Source organism: Paraburkholderia rhizosphaerae, from assembly GCF_004366595.1.
Lineage (GTDB): Bacteria > Pseudomonadota > Gammaproteobacteria > Burkholderiales > Burkholderiaceae > Paraburkholderia > Paraburkholderia rhizosphaerae.
In genome coordinates, this window is record NZ_SORE01000003.1 from 329,503 (window position 1) to 344,334 (window position 14,832).

Annotated in this window: 18 protein-coding genes and 1 pseudogene; 3 read left to right on the forward strand and 16 right to left on the reverse strand. The window is 62.6% G+C overall.

Annotated features, from left to right (window positions below; all coding sequences use genetic code 11):
* The 3 genes from BX592_RS05510 to BX592_RS05520 form a co-directional block, all read right to left on the reverse strand.
* Entirely contained in the window at nt 1-1,110 is a 1,110-nt protein-coding gene (locus BX592_RS05510) for a COX15/CtaA family protein (protein WP_134190650.1), read from the reverse strand.
* Between the two features lie 33 nt (nt 1,111-1,143).
* Nucleotides 1,144-1,809 carry an SCO family protein gene (locus BX592_RS05515; protein ID WP_377681506.1) on the reverse strand — a complete coding sequence of 222 codons (666 nt, stop codon included), beginning with the start codon at nt 1,807-1,809 and terminating at the stop codon, nt 1,144-1,146.
* Between the two features lie 118 nt (nt 1,810-1,927).
* A complete protein-coding gene (locus BX592_RS05520) occupies nt 1,928-2,689 on the reverse strand; it encodes an SURF1 family protein (RefSeq protein ID WP_134190651.1) in 762 nt (253 codons plus the stop codon).
* An 87-nt stretch (nt 2,690-2,776) separates the two neighbouring features.
* Here BX592_RS05520 and BX592_RS05525 point away from each other — a divergent pair, with 87 nt between their 5' ends.
* Nucleotides 2,777-2,986, forward strand: a complete 210-nt coding sequence (locus tag BX592_RS05525; RefSeq protein WP_075155677.1) for a twin transmembrane helix small protein — start codon at nt 2,777-2,779, stop codon at nt 2,984-2,986.
* 176 nt (nt 2,987-3,162) lie between these two features.
* On the opposite strand, the gene BX592_RS05530 is transcribed toward BX592_RS05525, so the two are convergent.
* The 8 genes and pseudogenes from BX592_RS05530 to BX592_RS05560 form a co-directional block, all read right to left on the reverse strand.
* The gene (locus tag BX592_RS05530) at nt 3,163-4,020 is read right to left on the reverse strand and encodes a cytochrome c oxidase subunit 3 (protein WP_134190652.1); all 858 of its coding nucleotides are present in this window, start codon (nt 4,018-4,020) and stop codon (nt 3,163-3,165) included.
* Nucleotides 4,021-4,158: 138 nt separating this feature from the next.
* Entirely contained in the window at nt 4,159-4,368 is a 210-nt protein-coding gene (locus BX592_RS05535; RefSeq protein ID WP_134190653.1) for a DUF2970 domain-containing protein, read from the reverse strand.
* A gap of 52 nt (nt 4,369-4,420) precedes the next feature.
* Entirely contained in the window at nt 4,421-5,017 is a 597-nt protein-coding gene (locus BX592_RS05540; RefSeq protein ID WP_134190654.1) for a cytochrome c oxidase assembly protein, read from the reverse strand.
* Between the two features lie 36 nt (nt 5,018-5,053).
* Nucleotides 5,054-5,188: a cytochrome oxidase small assembly protein gene (locus BX592_RS33720; RefSeq protein ID WP_243849343.1), complete on the reverse strand. Its 135-nt coding sequence runs from the start codon at nt 5,186-5,188 to the stop codon at nt 5,054-5,056.
* A 130-nt stretch (nt 5,189-5,318) separates the two neighbouring features.
* Entirely contained in the window at nt 5,319-6,932 is a 1,614-nt protein-coding gene (gene ctaD, locus BX592_RS05545; RefSeq protein WP_134190655.1) for a cytochrome c oxidase subunit I, read from the reverse strand.
* A 131-nt stretch (nt 6,933-7,063) separates the two neighbouring features.
* Nucleotides 7,064-8,371: pseudogene (gene coxB / locus BX592_RS05550) on the reverse strand (cytochrome c oxidase subunit II); the annotation flags it as partial.
* A gap of 164 nt (nt 8,372-8,535) precedes the next feature.
* Complete coding sequence (locus tag BX592_RS05555; RefSeq protein WP_134190656.1) at nt 8,536-9,009, reverse strand: DUF2244 domain-containing protein; 474 nt, start codon at nt 9,007-9,009, stop codon at nt 8,536-8,538.
* A gap of 284 nt (nt 9,010-9,293) precedes the next feature.
* Nucleotides 9,294-10,259 carry a methyltransferase domain-containing protein gene (locus tag BX592_RS05560; RefSeq protein ID WP_134190657.1) on the reverse strand — a complete coding sequence of 322 codons (966 nt, stop codon included), beginning with the start codon at nt 10,257-10,259 and terminating at the stop codon, nt 9,294-9,296.
* A 203-nt stretch (nt 10,260-10,462) separates the two neighbouring features.
* Here BX592_RS05560 and BX592_RS05565 point away from each other — a divergent pair, with 203 nt between their 5' ends.
* Together BX592_RS05565 and trmL are read left to right on the forward strand one after the other, a co-directional pair.
* Nucleotides 10,463-11,200, forward strand: a complete 738-nt coding sequence (locus BX592_RS05565) for a ComF family protein (protein ID WP_134190658.1) — start codon at nt 10,463-10,465, stop codon at nt 11,198-11,200.
* A gap of 19 nt (nt 11,201-11,219) precedes the next feature.
* Nucleotides 11,220-11,690, forward strand: coding sequence for a tRNA (uridine(34)/cytosine(34)/5-carboxymethylaminomethyluridine(34)-2'-O)-methyltransferase TrmL (gene trmL, locus BX592_RS05570; RefSeq protein ID WP_134190659.1), 471 nt, complete (start codon nt 11,220-11,222; stop codon nt 11,688-11,690).
* Here trmL and BX592_RS05575 read toward each other — a convergent pair.
* The 5 genes from BX592_RS05575 to BX592_RS05595 all read right to left on the reverse strand — a co-directional run bounded on the left by BX592_RS05575 (nt 11,663) and on the right by BX592_RS05595 (nt 14,790).
* Nucleotides 11,663-12,217, reverse strand: coding sequence for an O-acetyl-ADP-ribose deacetylase (locus BX592_RS05575; protein WP_134190660.1), 555 nt, complete (start codon nt 12,215-12,217; stop codon nt 11,663-11,665). The genes trmL and BX592_RS05575 overlap by 28 nt on opposite strands.
* Before the next feature lie 147 nt (nt 12,218-12,364).
* Nucleotides 12,365-13,363, reverse strand: a complete 999-nt coding sequence (locus BX592_RS05580; RefSeq protein ID WP_134190661.1) for an NAD(P)H-dependent glycerol-3-phosphate dehydrogenase — start codon at nt 13,361-13,363, stop codon at nt 12,365-12,367.
* A gap of 22 nt (nt 13,364-13,385) precedes the next feature.
* The gene (secB, locus tag BX592_RS05585; protein ID WP_134190662.1) at nt 13,386-13,859 is read right to left on the reverse strand and encodes a protein-export chaperone SecB; all 474 of its coding nucleotides are present in this window, start codon (nt 13,857-13,859) and stop codon (nt 13,386-13,388) included.
* Between the two features lie 245 nt (nt 13,860-14,104).
* Complete coding sequence (gene grxC / locus BX592_RS05590) at nt 14,105-14,368, reverse strand: glutaredoxin 3 (protein ID WP_134190663.1); 264 nt, start codon at nt 14,366-14,368, stop codon at nt 14,105-14,107.
* Nucleotides 14,365-14,790 (reverse strand): rhodanese-like domain-containing protein, encoded by a 426-nt coding sequence (locus BX592_RS05595; RefSeq protein WP_134190664.1) that lies wholly within the window; start codon nt 14,788-14,790, stop codon nt 14,365-14,367. The genes grxC and BX592_RS05595 overlap by 4 nt, the downstream gene beginning before the upstream one ends.
* Nucleotides 14,791-14,832: the final 42 nt, after the last annotated feature.

Sequence of the window (14,832 nt, forward strand, 5' to 3'; positions counted from 1 at the left end):
TCACGCTGGTGCGGCATCGCGCGCGGGCAACATTGCGCGGCCGGGACGGCTAGAAGCGATTCGAAAGTTTAACATAACGAGTAGCAGCAGCAGGATTGCGGCGCCGCCGTTATGCGCGACGGCAATCGGCAACGGCCATTGCAAAACGATGTTCGACAGCCCCGTAAAAAACTGGATCAGGATCACGAGCAGCACGCCGTTAGCCGGCCGCCGCAGCGATTCGAAACGACGCAGTTTCAGTGCCAGCCACAGCAGGTACGCAACGACGACGATCGCGAAAGTGCGATGCGTCCAATGGATCGCGACGAGCGCGTTCTGCGTGATCATATCGCCCTCGCCGTTCATGCCGAGCGCGCGCCACAGATGAAATCCGTGCTCGAAATCCATCGGCGGCAGCCATTGGCCGTTGCATGTCGGAAAGTCGGTGCACGCGAGTACCGCATAGTTCGTGCTGACCCAACCGCCAAGCGCGATCTGCACGATCAGCAGCACGAGTCCGGCCAGCGCGGCGGCGCGCCATCGGCCCGCGGCGGGTTCGAACACCGGTAGCGGGGTTTGCCGTGCGGCGAGCCAGCCAAGCGCGCCTAGCAGCGCAAGGCCGAGCAGCAAATGTGTGGTAACAATCACCGGCTGCAGTTTCATCGTCACCGTGAGTGCGCCAAACAGGCCCTGCACGAGGATCAGCAACAGCAGCGCCGTCGGCCACCACGGCGATACATGCAGTGGACGCCGCCGAAGGCGCGCGCTCCACGTAATGACCACCTGCGCGATGATCAAAACGCCAATGGCCATCGCGAAGTAGCGGTGAATCATTTCGATCCACGCTTTCGTCATACTGACCGGACCGGTCGGCATGGCCTGATAGGCGGCCGAAATCGCCGCATGCGCGATAAACGGAGAAGACGTGCCGTAGCAGCCGGGCCAGTCCGGGCAGCCGAGGCCGGAGTCGGTCAGGCGCGTGAAACCGCCGAACATCACGAGGTCCAACGTCAGAAACGTGGTGACCCAGACCAGTTTGCGGAATTTGTCGTCGTCGGCCTTCACCCACACGTATGAGAGCGGCAGCAGCGCGATGCACAGTCCGATCAGGCCGAGTTGCAATACGAACATCTGAATCTACCTTTACCGCGGTCGTGGATGAGCTCAGCCGATGCTTGAATTACGCAGCAGCTTCGACACGTCGCCTTTGATCTTGCTCGGATTCGCGTCTTTCGGGAAACGCATCATCAGGTTGCCGTTCGGATCGACCATGTAAATGTGATCGGTCAGTTGCGTACCGTTGTCGACGGGTAGCCATGCGCTGATGTCCGCGACCGGCGCAACCACCTTTTGCGTATCGGGATAAGCGGTTGCGATCACCTCCGGCACCTTCGCCGCGTCGGTGCGCAGCCACACATTGACGATGCGCTCACGTTCCCCGGCCTGCGTCACGCGGATCTGCCGCATGAAGTAAAGCTTGGTCGCGCAGGCCTTGTCGCACGCGCTGCTATCGACGGAGATCATTAACCAGCGGCCGCGCAGCGCGGCCAGCTTCATCGGCTTGCCGTCTTCGCCGGTGACGACGAGCGAGTCGGGAATCGGCCGCTGCGGTTCGATCAGCGTGCCATAGCTTGTCGTGCCGCCGGTCGGCTTGATCACGTAGTACGTGAGATAAGAGCCGATCACCGGCGCCGCGCAAATCAGCGCGATCAACAGCATCATCCAGCGGCCGCGCTGCCACGAGCCCCGCCTCGGAGAGGACTCGGGGGAAGGCGAACGCGCGCCCGACTTCGTCTGTCCGGCGGATGACTGGGACTGCGGCTTTTGCATCGACACTGCGTAACCTCTTCAATTAATTGCGCGGCCGGGTAGGCCGTTCTCATTCATGCTCGCACCGCCTGCGACAACACGACGCAACGACCCGCATCGCGTCGGGTGCGGCGATCGGTCACACATCGCTTGTGCGCTGCTGTTTCTGTTGCGGGTCTTGCTTCGGGTCCGGCTCCGGCTGCTCTTTCTTCGCGGCGCGTCGTGCCGCATACAGACCGAAGGCCACCGCGGCGACCGCCATGCCCCACCACTGGAACATGTACCCGTAGTTGCGCTCGACGCCCGTGGTGGGCGCCGGCCAGTCGCGCACCAGCTTGTCGCCGTCGTCGCTGATCTGCTGGATCACAAACGGCTGCAGTGGGAGGCCGGTTTCGGCCGCATACGCCTGCACGTCGAGATTTTGCCGAATCTTCTGGTGCGGCGCGGAACCGCCTTCGCCGAGCTCGAATGCGCGGCTCGCATCGGCGCGCGCAATGCCTTCAATTTCCACGTCGCCCTTAGGCGTGTCGTAGGGTCCGATCGCCGTGCGCACGTCGGCGTTGCGCGGCAGCCAGCCGCGATTCACCAGCACATAGCCGCCGTCGCGCAGTTTAAAAGGCATCACGACGTAAAACCCGGCCTGATCGTTATACGGCCGGTTATCGAGGTACACCACTTGCTCGGGCATAAACTGACCAACCGCCCGCACGCGGTGGAACTCGATGTCCTTTAACGGAATGGCCGTTGCGCCGACCGGTTCGGCCGGCGCGTTCTCGAACTGCGTTATATGCGCCTGCAACGCTTCCTTCTGATGTGCGCGGTCGCGCTGCCAGAAGCCGAGACGCACCGTCACCGCCACGACGATCAGGATCAGCAGCGCCGGCAGCCAACGAAACTTCATCGCCCCCACCCCGCGATCCGACGAACCGTTGCGCGCGGTGCGATAATGCAACAGTTACTTCTGCTTTCCTGAATTTCCGTGGGTTTCATGCACATTCTCGTTCCCATCGCTTTTGCGCTGATCATCGCCAGCATGATCTCGGCGTTGTACTTCATGATGCACGACCGTGGCCGCACGAAGCGGATGGTCTGGTCGCTTGCGACGCGCGTCGGACTATCCATTTCGCTGTTCCTGTTCATCCTGTTCGCACACTGGATGGGCTGGATTCAGTCGACCGGCATTCCATACGGCCGGTAGGAAATACCGCGCAGAGCTGTGTGAAGCAAAACGCCGCCCCGACACAGTCGAGGGCGGCGCTTTTTTGATCTTCAATACTGCCGTCTTTACCTGCCCTGCGATCCTTGCTTGCCTGTTTGCTTGCTCGCGCACCGTGTTTTGAACCGTCGGTGCGCGCAAGCGCCTTCACAACCGCATTACAGCCAGTAGACGACGACGTACAGGCCCAGCCACACGACGTCGACAAAGTGCCAATACCACGCAGCCCCTTCGAATGCGAAGTGGTGTTCCGCCGTGAAATGCCCGCGGATCAAACGGATCATCACCACGGTGAGCATCGTACCGCCGAGGAACACGTGAAAGCCGTGGAATCCGGTCAGCAGGAAGAACGTCGAGCCGTACACGCCCGACGCGAGCGTCAGGTTCAGTTCGTTGTACGCGTGGAAATACTCGAAGCCTTGCATGAACAGGAACGTCAGGCCGAGCACGACCGTTGCCGCGAGCCATGCGATCGCTTTTTTGCGGTGATTGTCGCGCAGCGCGTGGTGCGACACCGTCAGCGTCGCGCCCGAGGACAGCAGCAGCGCCGTATTGATGGTCGGTACCGGCCACGGCGTCATCGATTTGAAGTGGGACACGAGTTCCGCCGGTCCGATATTCGGCCATACACCGGTGAAGTCCGGCCAGATCAGCTTGTAGTCGAGGCTGCCCAACTGGTGCATCGCGATTGCACGCGCGTAGAACAGCGCACCAAAGAACGCGCCGAAAAACATCACTTCGGAGAAGATGAACCAGCTCATGCTCCAGCGGTACGACACGTCGACACGTTTGCCGTACATCCCGCCTTCTGACTCGGAAATCGCGTCGCCGAACCAGTGCCACAGCGTGAAGAGCAGCCACAGCAGACCGACCAGCGAAGTGAATGGCGCCCACGGCTCGCCGTTCACCCAGGAGGCGAACGATATCAGCATGATCAGCAGCCCCACCGCCGCGCTGATCGGGTGCCGCGACGGGTGCGGTACGAAATAGTACGGGCTCTCGTTTTGACCGCTCATTCTTGATTCTCCACTTCAGTCCAGTTGTTCCGGGCTTGCCCGGCTGTATCTTCGACGGCGCGTGGGTACCCCGCACCGCTTCGCTTTAATCGTCCTGCGTATCACTCAACCGCACCCAACCGCACTAACCGTTCCGCATCAACCCACCACCGCGTGCACCACGAGAATCAGCAAGCCAATGAACACGGCCGCGCAGATCAGCGCCGCGACGATCACATGCAGCGGATTCAGTTGCGTCGCATCCGCTTCGAGATCGCGCCGCTTGCGCACCCCGAAAAACGACCACATCACGGCCTTCAACGATTGGCCAAAGCTGCTCTTCCTGCCGGTCCGGCCGTTGTCGCTCATGTTTTGCGCCTCCCCGTCGCGCTGCACTTGCAGCCGCTGTTACCAGCACGCGTCAGGCAGGATTCGAGCCCTGCGCTGCTGCGTTACCCTTCGCCGGCGCCGCTGGCGCATCCAGTTCGAAGAACGTGTACGACAACGTGATCGTCTTCACGTCCTTCGGCAACTTCGGGTCGACCACGAACACCACCGGCAGCAACTTCGTCTCGTGCGCGTTGAGCTTTTGCTGCGTGAAACAGAAGCATTGGATCTTCTTGAAGTACTCGGTGGCCTCGCGCGGCGCGTAGCTTGGAATAGCCTGCGCATCGACGATGCGTCCTTGCGGATTGGTCACCTGGTACATCACTGTCGTCACTTCACCCGGATGCACATCGATGCTGTTCTGCTCCGGCTTGAAAGCCAGCGGCCCGCGCGCGTTGGCGTCGAACTCGACCGAAATCGTGCGCGTCATGTCGACCTGCGTGTTCTTCGCTTCGGCCGCACTCGTATCGCGCTGCACCAGGTTGTTGAGACCGGTGACCTGGCAGATGGCGCGGTACATCGGCACCAGCGCAAAACCGAAACCGAACATCAGGAACGCCACGACGATGAGCTTGACCAGCATCGAGCGGTTGAACGAGCGATTAAGCTCGTCCGGCGATTGCATCGACATCGAACTTCCTTATGCGCCGTCTGAACCGTCAAACGGCTACGAAAACCATATCTGCTTGATAAAGGCCGCCACGAAGAAGGTGGCAGCAATAGCAAACAGGATCAAACCAAGCCGCCGGCTGCCTGCACGAATTTCGTCGGGTGTACGCCTTTTCGGTGGTTTCCGGGTCATGCTGGTGTTTCGGGTCACTTCCATCGCTACTTGTTCGGCCGGCGATCTTGCGGTGTTCCGGTGACCGCGCGTTCTGGCGCGGAAACCGGGACGACCCGAAGGATCGCTCTATCTCTGTTACCGGATCGGCTTACTCGACCGTCGGCGGGTTTTCGAACGTATGGAACGGCGCCGGGCTCGGCACCGTCCATTCGAGGCCGGTCGCGCCGTCCCACGGCTTGTCGCCCGCTTTCTCGAGATCGCCGCCGCCACGATAGCAGGGCAGCGCGACCGCGAACAGGAAGTACACCTGCGCGAGACCAAAGCCGAACGCGCCGATCGTGATTACCTGATTCCAGTCCGTGAACTGCGCCGGATAGTCGGCGTAACGACGCGGCATACCCGCGAGCCCGACGAAGTGCATCGGCAGGAACGCGAGGTTGAAGAAGAACAGCGACGACCAGAAGTGGATCTTGCCGCGCGTCTCGTTGTACATCCAGCCGGTCCACTTCGGCGCCCAGTAGTACCAGCCGGCAAACAGGCCAAATAGCGAACCCGCCACCAGCACGTAGTGGAAGTGCGCGACCACGAAATAGGTGCCGTGATACTGGATATCGAGCGGCGCCATTGCAAGCATCAGGCCCGTCAGACCGCCGAACGTGAACACGAACAGGAAGCCCACCGCGAACAGCATCGGCGTTTCGAACGACAGCGCGCCGCGCCACATCGTCGCGACCCAGTTGAACACCTTCACGCCGGTCGGCACGGCGATCAGCATCGTCGCGTACATGAAGAACAGCTGGCCCGTCACCGGCATACCGGTCGCGAACATGTGGTGCGCCCAAACCATGAACGACAGGATCGCGATCGATGCCGTTGCGTACACCATCGAGCTATAGCCGAACAGCGGCTTGCGGGAGAACGCCGGGATCACCTGCGACACGATCCCGAACGCCGGCAAGATCATGATGTAGACCTCGGGGTGACCGAAGAACCAGAAGATGTGTTGATACATCACCGGGTCGCCGCCGCCTGCCGCGTTGAAGAACGACGTACCGAAGTGGCGATCGAACAGGATCATCGTGATCGCGCCTGCGAGCACCGGCATCACGGCGATCAGCAGGTACGCGGTGATCAGCCACGTCCAGACGAACATCGGCATTTTCATCAGCGTCATGCCGGGCGCGCGCAGGTTCAGGATCGTCACGACGATATTGATACCGCCCATGATCGACGATGCACCCATGATGTGGATCGCGAAAATCGCGAAGTCCATGCCCGGGCCCATCTGCGTCGACAGCGGCGTGTACAGCGTCCAGCCGGCTGCCGTCGCGCCGCCCGGCACGAAGAACGAACCGACCAGCAGCACCGCAGCGGCCGGCAGCAGCCAGAAGCTGAAGTTGTTCATCCGCGCGAACGCCATATCGGACGCGCCGATCTGTAGCGGGATCATCCAGTTTGCGAAGCCGACGAACGCCGGCATGATCGCGCCGAACACCATGATCAGGCCGTGCATGGTGGTCAACTGGTTGAAGAACTCGGGGCGCATGATCTGCAGGCCCGGCTCGAACAGCTCCGAGCGGATGGCGAGCGCCATTACGCCGCCAGACAGGAACATGATGAAGGAGAACAGCAGATACAGCGTGCCGATATCCTTGTGGTTTGTGGCGAACAGCCAGCGGCGCCAACCGGTCGGCGTGCCGTGCGCATGATCGCCGTGCACGTGTTCGTGCCCTGCGACAACATCGTGTCCGATGCTAGACATGACAATCTCCTAAAACAAATACTGCTCGGCCGACAGCGAAGCGTCGCGCCGCAGGGCTGATTCGATACACGAGGCGTCGCTGCTGTTGCTGCGGGCGCCGCCCATGATGTTTTTTCGCTTCATTGTGCACCCGATGCCGGGGCTGCCGGCGCCGCGCCGGCAGCGTCCGACGCGCCGGACGCTGCGCCGCCTGCCGCTGCGGCGTCGCTGGCACCCGCCGCTGCCGCGCCGGCCAGGTGATCGCCGCCTTCGGGCAGCTTGCCGTTGCGCGCATCCGCGATCTGCTTCGGTTGCAGGATGTCGCCGGTATGGTTGCCCCACGCGTTGCGCTCGAACGTGATGACCGATGCGATCTCGACATCGTTCAGCGTCGGCGCCCACGACGGCATCGCGCCCTTGCCGTGCAGTACGATGCTCACGTGCTGCGCGATCGGACCGTTGACGATCTTGCTGCCGTCGAGCGCCGGGAACTGGCCCGCGCCCTTGCCGGTCGGCTGGTGGCACACCGCGCAATTGGCCGCGTAGACCTTCGCGCCGCGCTCGGTCAGTTGGGTCAGCGTGTAGGTGCGGTTCGGATCGTCCGCGCCGGCGGCCAGCTTCTTCTGTTCGCCGTCGACCCACTTCGCGTAGTCTTCATCCGACAACACGGTGACGACGACCGGCATGAACGCGTGTTCCTTGCCGCACAGTTCGGTACAGAAGCCGCGGAACGTGCCGGTCTGCGTGGCCTTGAACCAGGTATCGCGCACGAAGCCCGGGATCGCGTCCTGCTTCACGCCGAACGCGGGTACGTACCACGAGTGCACGACGTCATCGGCCGTGGTGATGATGCGGATCTTCTTGTTGACCGGCACGACGAGCGGGTTATCGACTTCCTGCAGGTACAGCGTACCGATCGGTTCGCGGCCATCCGTCTGGGCACGCGGCGTCGAGAGCGTCGACAGGAAGTGGATGCCTTCGCCCGGGCCCTTCACGTAGTCGTAGCCCCACTTCCATTGGTAGCCGGTCACCTTGATCGTGAGGTCCGCGTTCGACGTGTCCTTCATCGCAACCACCGTCTTCGTGGCGGGCAGCGCCATCAGCACGACGATGATGAACGGGACAATCGTCCAGATGATTTCGACGGTAGTGCTTTCGTGGAAATTGGCGGGCTTATGGCCCTTCGACTTGCGGTGCGCGAACACCGAGTAGAACATCACGCCGAACACGCCGACGAAGATCACCGTACAGAGCACCAGCATGGACATGTGGAGGCTGTAGAGCTCTTCAGCGATCTTCGTCACAGGCGGCTGCAGGTTGATCTGGTTGACGCGCGGACCACCTGGAGCGTCGCCGACTGCTGCAAGGGCGGCACCGGCGAAGAGCAGCCCGCTACACGCCAGCACGCCCGTCAGGGCTCGCTTGATTGTTTTCATAGCTTCCTTACCCAAAATTTCCATTCAAACCCTCGACCCCGCTGGAAGGCTGTCCCGCACCCCCCTGAAGGCGCGGTGCAGTGTTCGTCCGATTGCGTGCGCATCGTGTGCGCGTAACGTGCGACATGCGGTGCGACATGCGGTGCGACATACACCGCGAACGCCCGCTGTTCCCCGCGTGACATCCGTCAACACTGCCTGAGCCACCTGCGCAGTTCGTTCGCGAACTCGGCGCGCCGATACTGCGCGAGGTGCTGCCCAATCATGATCGTCTCGCCACGCGAGACCAGCTTGATCCGATCGCGTGGCGTTGCTCCCGGTTCGACCCGCACCCAGCGCGGATTAAACTCGAACTGCGTGACATCTTCCGCGCTGACCTGTTCGACGACGAGCCGGTTCGGATAAAGCCTGACGCGTTCGTAATCGACCGCATGCCGCGCATATATCGCAAAAGCAACCGCCACCGCCAACAACTCAATGCCGGTAAACGGCAGCACCAGCCAAGCGCCACACAGCACCAGCATGAAAGCGATAAACAGCGAGAACGACGCGAGCGACATGTAGAACCACACGAACTGCCGCGGTGACACCGCGCAGTTGCGCTTCATCAGCCAGTCTTTCATGACCGGTTCAGAACTTGTCAGCAGATCGGTTGCTTCCATCGCTGCCTCCTCGTACTGCTCGCCGCCACCTGCCCGCGGCGCTGCTACCCGCTACCGACCGCCTGTCTCGCGTTGCGCCTGCCGCCCCAAAGTGGGGACCCCCCGGGCGACAAACTGACGCATTATAGGCGGGTTCTATGGCATCCACAAGCAAGCGCCTATCGGCCTGTAAGCCATATGCGACAAGCCTCTGCGCCGTTTTGCCGCACCTTGCGCAGGTCTTTTTTTACCGCCCCGATTGCCGACATAACGGATTCGCTCGCTCTCACCTTTAGCGCTTTTCGTCAACGGCTCTTCGAAGGACCGCGTCCGATGTCTTCGATACGCACAATACCGTGGCCTTCCGCGGTCGTCCGCGGCACGGCCTTCCACGCATGTCCGTAGATCACCTCGAAGGTCAGCGCAATCGTGCCATCCGCGCACCGGCGCGCTTCGAGCGCCGCCAGCAACGCATTGTGCAAGCGCCGCGCCGGCACGCCGGACGACGCCGCGGGTTCGAACGGGTAAGCGCCCCAGCGGCGCACATCCGTCAATAACGATTGCGGAGATTGATAGGTAATCGTCAACGTCTCCTGGTCCATCACCGGAATCTCGAAACCGCTTTCGACCAGCATGTCGCCGAGATCGTGCATATCGACAAAGTCGATCACGTGCGTGCGCGACGGGCCGCCGTGCGCAGCTTCGACCTCGGCGTACGCGCCGCGCAATTCCTTGAGCGTATCCGGGCCTAGCGTGCTGAACATCAGCAGGCCACCCACCTTGAGCACGCGCTGCCATTCGGGAAACACGAGATCCGGGCGCGCATGCCAATGCAGCGCGAGATTCGACCAGATCAGGTCGAACGCGTTGGCCGCGAATGGCAATGCCGAGAAGTCCGCTTGCGTGAAACGCGGGCCGCGCGCGCCAAGCGCCTTGCCGAGCGAGGCAGGCAGGAAGCGCCGCCAGCTCGTATCGCCGACATCGTGATGCACCGCGCGCGCGAGCATCTGCCACGACAGGTCCGTGCCGAATACCGGCGCCTCGGGAAAACGCTGACGCAGCACCGGCAGGTCGTCGCCCGCGCCGCAGCCTGCATCGAGCACGTGAGAGGGCGCCACCTTGATGTAATCGAGCCGTTCGCGCATGCGCTGCGCGATTTCGCGCGGCAGGAACGCGACTTCGCTGAAGGTCGCGGCGCGGCGATCGAAAATCCGCCTCAGGCGTCGCGAATCATAGGCCGGACGGCTGGATTGGCTTGAAGACGGGGACATGGGAGTCGTACTGACGAAGAGTGCGAAGTATACTCGCTCGCTTCCATCCGTTCAGTGTCAGCGGCTTGCCCAGGCGGTGATTCATGCGCATCAGGCCACTTTTGCGGCTATTTTTGGCCTCCATTCGTCGTACCTTGCGTCGTGCAAGGTCGGGGTTCGGTGCGCGATCGTTTTTGCGACCGATATGGCCATCGTCAGGTGCAATGATCCGCTGGTCGAAGCATCTCTGGCCACGTGTGGTGCAGGGACTGCTGCCGAACCTGTGCACGTTATGCGGCAATATGTCGCAGAAAACATTGTGTGACGGCTGCGACGCCGCTTACTGGAACGAAGCGCGGCTGCGTTGCGCGGTCTGCGCGTTTCCGCTGACCGGTTCGTCACGACGCATCGGCGCCGCGCGTTATCAATGTGCCGCCTGTCGCGCCGACCCGCCGCCGTTCGATGCGACTTTCGCGCTCGCCGACTATCGCGCGCCGCTCGATGCGTTGGCACTTGGCCTGAAGTTTCGCGCGCGTCTGATGCTCGCCCGCGAGTTCGCGACACGCCTTGCCGCACTCGCCGACGACGCGCTCGGCCACTCGCATCGGCCGGACATTGTCGCGCCGGTTCCGCTTGCGCCCGGAAGGCTGATCGAACGCGGCTATAACCAGGCATGGGAAATCGCGCGTCCGTTCGGCAAGGCATTGCACGTGCCAGCGGATGCAACGCTGATTCGCCGCGTCGTCGAAACCGTGCCGCAATCGACGCTCGACCTGAACGCGCGCCGCCAGAACGTCGGCCACGCGTTCGCGGTCGCCAAACGGTTGGATGGGCTGCACGTCGCGCTCGTCGACGATGTGATGACGACCGGCGCAACCCTCGAGGCACTTGCCCGTGCGCTAAAGGCGGCCGGCGCGCGACGCGTGACGAATTTCGTCGTGCTGCGTACGCCGAAACACTAGTTCTGAAGATTCGTTGACCATGTTCAATGTCGTTCTTGTCGAACCCGAAATTCCACCCAATACCGGCAATGTGATTCGTCTATGCGCGAATACCGGCGCGCGGCTACATCTGATCGAACCGCTCGGATTCCCGCTCGACGACGCGAAAATGCGCCGCGCCGGCCTTGACTATCACGAATACGCGAACATGCACGTGCATCGCAACTGGGACGCGTTCGTCGCCACCGAAACGCCTGACCCTGCGAGAATGTTCGCGTTCACGACGCGCGGCTCGAGTCCGTTTCACTCGCACGCATTCGCGCCGGGCGACTGGTTCGTGTTCGGCGCGGAGACGCGCGGCCTGTCCGATGCGGTGTTGAGCTGCTTCGGCGCGGCACAGCGGGTACGCTTGCCGATGCGGCCAGGCAACCGGAGTTTGAACCTGTCGAATACGGTCGCGGTGGTCGTGTTCGAGGCATGGCGTCAGGCCGGTTTCGAAGGCGGCGGCTGATCGCGCCGCGCCGTGAGTCCGGCTTGATAGCGGCTGAACATCGCGTCGTCAAAACACGCGAAGATCACGCGCTCGATGCCGCATGCGTGCGGCAAGGTGTCGATCACCGTCGTAACCGCGATGCGCACTGCGTCTTGCGGTGGGTAGCGATAGACGCCGCAACTGATCGCCGGGAACGCAATGCTGCTGAGGCACGCCTGTTGCGCAAGCTCGAGCGAGCGCCGGTAGCACGACGCAAGCCGTTCCGGCTCGCCGCGCGCCCCGCCGTGCCACACCGGTCCAACCGCATGGATCACATGCTTCGCCGGTAGCTGGTAACCGCGCGTGATTTTCGCGTCGCCAGTCGCGCAGCCGCCGAGCATCTCGCATTCACGCAATAGCTCGCGGCCCGCCGCCCGATGGATCGCGCCATCGACGCCACCCCCACCCAGCAACGACGTATTCGCCGCATTGACGATCGCATCGACATCGAGTGTCGTGATGTCGACGACCTGTGCTTCGAGCGTGCAATAACCGATGGTAAGCATGGGAACCTCCGGCTTCGATGCGACGACAGGCGCAGTTAGCGAGACGAAAAGACGCGAGCTGGGCAAACACAAACGCGCGACATTCGTTGCGCGCCCAGGCGCACCGCTTGCGCTCGCGCGCGGCGACGCCGCCCGCCGGCGCGTCGTCTATTCCGCTTTCGCGTCGCGGCGCAACAGCGCGCTTACCGCGTCGCGCGGCGCGACGCCGTCGAACAGTACCGCGCAGACGGCCTGCGTGATCGGCATGTCGATCGAATGAGCGCGAGCAATCGCAAGCACCGCTTGCGCACAGCGCACGCCTTCCGCCACGTGACCGAGCGCGCCAAGAATATCGGCAAGTGAGCGGCCCGCCGCGAGTTGCATCCCGACCGTGCGATTGCGTGACAAATCGCCGGTTGCGGTCAGGATCAGATCGCCAAGGCCGGTGAGGCCGGTGAACGTTTCGGCGCGACCGCCAAGCGTCACGCCAAGGCGTGTCATTTCCGCCAGCCCGCGCGTAATGAGCGCGGCGCGCGCGTTGAGCCCGAGGCCCAAACCGTCGCCAATGCCGGTTGCGATGGCCAGCACGTTTTTTACCGCACCGCCAACTTCAACGCCAATCACATCGTCGCCGGTATAGATGCGCATCGCGCCATGGTGAAACGCGGCCAGCGTGCGTTCGCGGCAGATGGCCGATGTGCTCGCGACAGTCAGCGCGACCGGCAGGTTCTGGCCTACTTCGCGCGCAAAGCTCGGTCCCGACAGGACCCCGTTGGCCGGATGCCCAGCCAGTTCCTGCGCGACGACCTGATGCGGCAGCAATTGCGTATCCGCCTCGAAGCCTTTACACAGCCAGACTACGTTCGCCGGCACCCGCTGCGCGTCGTGCATCGCACGAAACAGCGGGCGCAGGCCAGCAACCGGCGTCGCGACCACACACAGTGCAGCGTCGGCGAGCGCGTGGTCGAGCGCCGCGCTCAGATCCGCCTCATAGCGCAGCGCCGCCGGCAAAGCAACGCCCGCCAGATAGCGTGCGTTTTCATGCGTCGACGAAAGTTCCGCCACTAGCGCGTCGTCGCGCGCCCACAGCACCGTATCGTGCCGCGTGGCCAGATGACCGGCGAGTGCGGTGCCCCATGCGCCGGCGCCGAGAACAGCGACCTTCATGACCGGCACCGTTCGCAGCAACTCAGTGGGTTGCGCCGCTTTGCGCGCCGCCACCGTTTTGCGACGCGAGTTGAGCGAGACGCTGCTCATAAAGCGCCTGGAAATTGATTTCCGCGAGGTGGATCGGCGGGAAGCCGGCGCGCGTGATCGCATCGGCAATGTTCGAGCGCAGGTACGGGAACAGAATGGTCGGACACGCGATGCCGACCAGCGGATCGATCTGCTCGGCCGGAATGTTGCGGATGTCGAAAATGCCGGCCTGCTTAGCTTCGATCAGGAACGCGACCTTGTCGTTCACCTTCGCGGTGACGGTGCCGGTGACGAGGATCTCGAACACGGTATCGGCGAGACGCTCAGCCTTCACGTCGACTTCAACCTCGACCGACGGCATTTCCTGCTCGAGAAAGATCGCCGGCGAATTCGGCTGCTCGAGCGACATGTCCTTCAGGTAAATGCGCTGGATGTTGAAGAACGGCTGGTTGTTCTCGTCGGACATGATACGGTGCTCCCTCTCGGTACGTTGCAACGGGCCGTCGCGGCCCGCCGGATTATAGGCATGGATTGATGCGCTCGCCCACGCAACCGGTTCCCGGTATCGGTTCGGGTGCCGGTTCCGGAATCTGCCCGGCATCGGTGAGGCCGACATGTAACGCCGGCGTAAAGCCCGATGGGCGGCGAAGCGATTCGACTGACGCCGTTCAGCGCAATCGACTTTACAAGCGAATGGTCACGCGGAAACAGTCAGACGGCTTCTTCGAGCAGCGGCGTCAGGCCGCCTGCGCGGTCGAGCGCGGACAGGTCATCGTACCCGCCGACATGTGTGTCGCCGATGAACACCTGCGGCACGGTACGCCGCCCAGTGCGGTTCATCATTTCCGCGCGCCGCGTCGGGTCCTTGTCGATCAGCACTTTCTCGACATGCTCGACGCCGCGCGACTTCAGCAGGCGCTCGGCCATCTGGCAATACGGGCACACTTGCGTGCTGTACATGATCACTTTGTTCACTTCGCTGCTCCTTGTTTCACAACCGGCATGCCGGCTTGCTGCCAGGCGTTGACGCCGCCTTCAAGTACATGAACCTCGGCGTAACCCGCATCGCGCACGATACGTGCCGCCTTGTTCGAATGCTGGCCGGTCTGACACACCAGCAGCACCGGGTTGCTCTTGTTCTTCACCAGTTGACCGACCTTGGCCTGCAGTTCCGCGAATTCCACGTGGCGCGCCGACGGCAAATGGCCATTCGCGAACTCCGCGGCGGGACGCAGGTCAACAACGACAGCATTGCGACGGTTGATCAGCTGCGTCGCCTGCGCTGCGGACAGGCCGCCGCGGCCGCGGCGGGCGATCACCGGCCACAGGAGCAACGCCCCGGAGATGAGGGCGATCGCGATCAGGACAAGGTTCGAGTAATCGGTGAAAAACGTCACGGAAAATCCGCCGGAAAAGTAAGAAAAGGGGAGAAATAAAAA

What these genes read in the sequence shown, in the direction of transcription:
- BX592_RS05510 (WP_134190650.1), bottom strand. Translation starts at nt 1,110, where the DNA reads ATGTTCGTATTGCAACTCGGCCTGATCGGACTGTGCATCGCGCTGCTG.
- BX592_RS05560 (WP_134190657.1), bottom strand. Translation starts at nt 10,259, where the DNA reads ATGTCCCCGTCTTCAAGCCAATCCAGCCGTCCGGCCTATGATTCGCGA.
- BX592_RS05555 (WP_134190656.1), bottom strand. Translation starts at nt 9,009, where the DNA reads ATGGAAGCAACCGATCTGCTGACAAGTTCTGAACCGGTCATGAAAGAC.
- BX592_RS05565 (WP_134190658.1), top strand. Translation starts at nt 10,463, where the DNA reads ATGATCCGCTGGTCGAAGCATCTCTGGCCACGTGTGGTGCAGGGACTG.
- BX592_RS05520 (WP_134190651.1), bottom strand. Translation starts at nt 2,689, where the DNA reads ATGAAGTTTCGTTGGCTGCCGGCGCTGCTGATCCTGATCGTCGTGGCG.
- BX592_RS05540 (WP_134190654.1), bottom strand. Translation starts at nt 5,017, where the DNA reads ATGTCGATGCAATCGCCGGACGAGCTTAATCGCTCGTTCAACCGCTCG.
- BX592_RS05515 (WP_377681506.1), bottom strand. Translation starts at nt 1,809, where the DNA reads ATGCAAAAGCCGCAGTCCCAGTCATCCGCCGGACAGACGAAGTCGGGC.
- BX592_RS05575 (WP_134190660.1), bottom strand. Translation starts at nt 12,217, where the DNA reads ATGCTTACCATCGGTTATTGCACGCTCGAAGCACAGGTCGTCGACATC.
- trmL (WP_134190659.1), top strand. Translation starts at nt 11,220, where the DNA reads ATGTTCAATGTCGTTCTTGTCGAACCCGAAATTCCACCCAATACCGGC.
- BX592_RS33720 (WP_243849343.1), bottom strand. Translation starts at nt 5,188, where the DNA reads ATGACCCGGAAACCACCGAAAAGGCGTACACCCGACGAAATTCGTGCA.
- secB (WP_134190662.1), bottom strand. Translation starts at nt 13,859, where the DNA reads ATGTCCGACGAGAACAACCAGCCGTTCTTCAACATCCAGCGCATTTAC.
- BX592_RS05535 (WP_134190653.1), bottom strand. Translation starts at nt 4,368, where the DNA reads ATGAGCGACAACGGCCGGACCGGCAGGAAGAGCAGCTTTGGCCAATCG.
- BX592_RS05525 (WP_075155677.1), top strand. Translation starts at nt 2,777, where the DNA reads ATGCACATTCTCGTTCCCATCGCTTTTGCGCTGATCATCGCCAGCATG.
- BX592_RS05530 (WP_134190652.1), bottom strand. Translation starts at nt 4,020, where the DNA reads ATGAGCGGTCAAAACGAGAGCCCGTACTATTTCGTACCGCACCCGTCG.
- BX592_RS05580 (WP_134190661.1), bottom strand. Translation starts at nt 13,363, where the DNA reads ATGAAGGTCGCTGTTCTCGGCGCCGGCGCATGGGGCACCGCACTCGCC.
- ctaD (WP_134190655.1), bottom strand. Translation starts at nt 6,932, where the DNA reads ATGTCTAGCATCGGACACGATGTTGTCGCAGGGCACGAACACGTGCAC.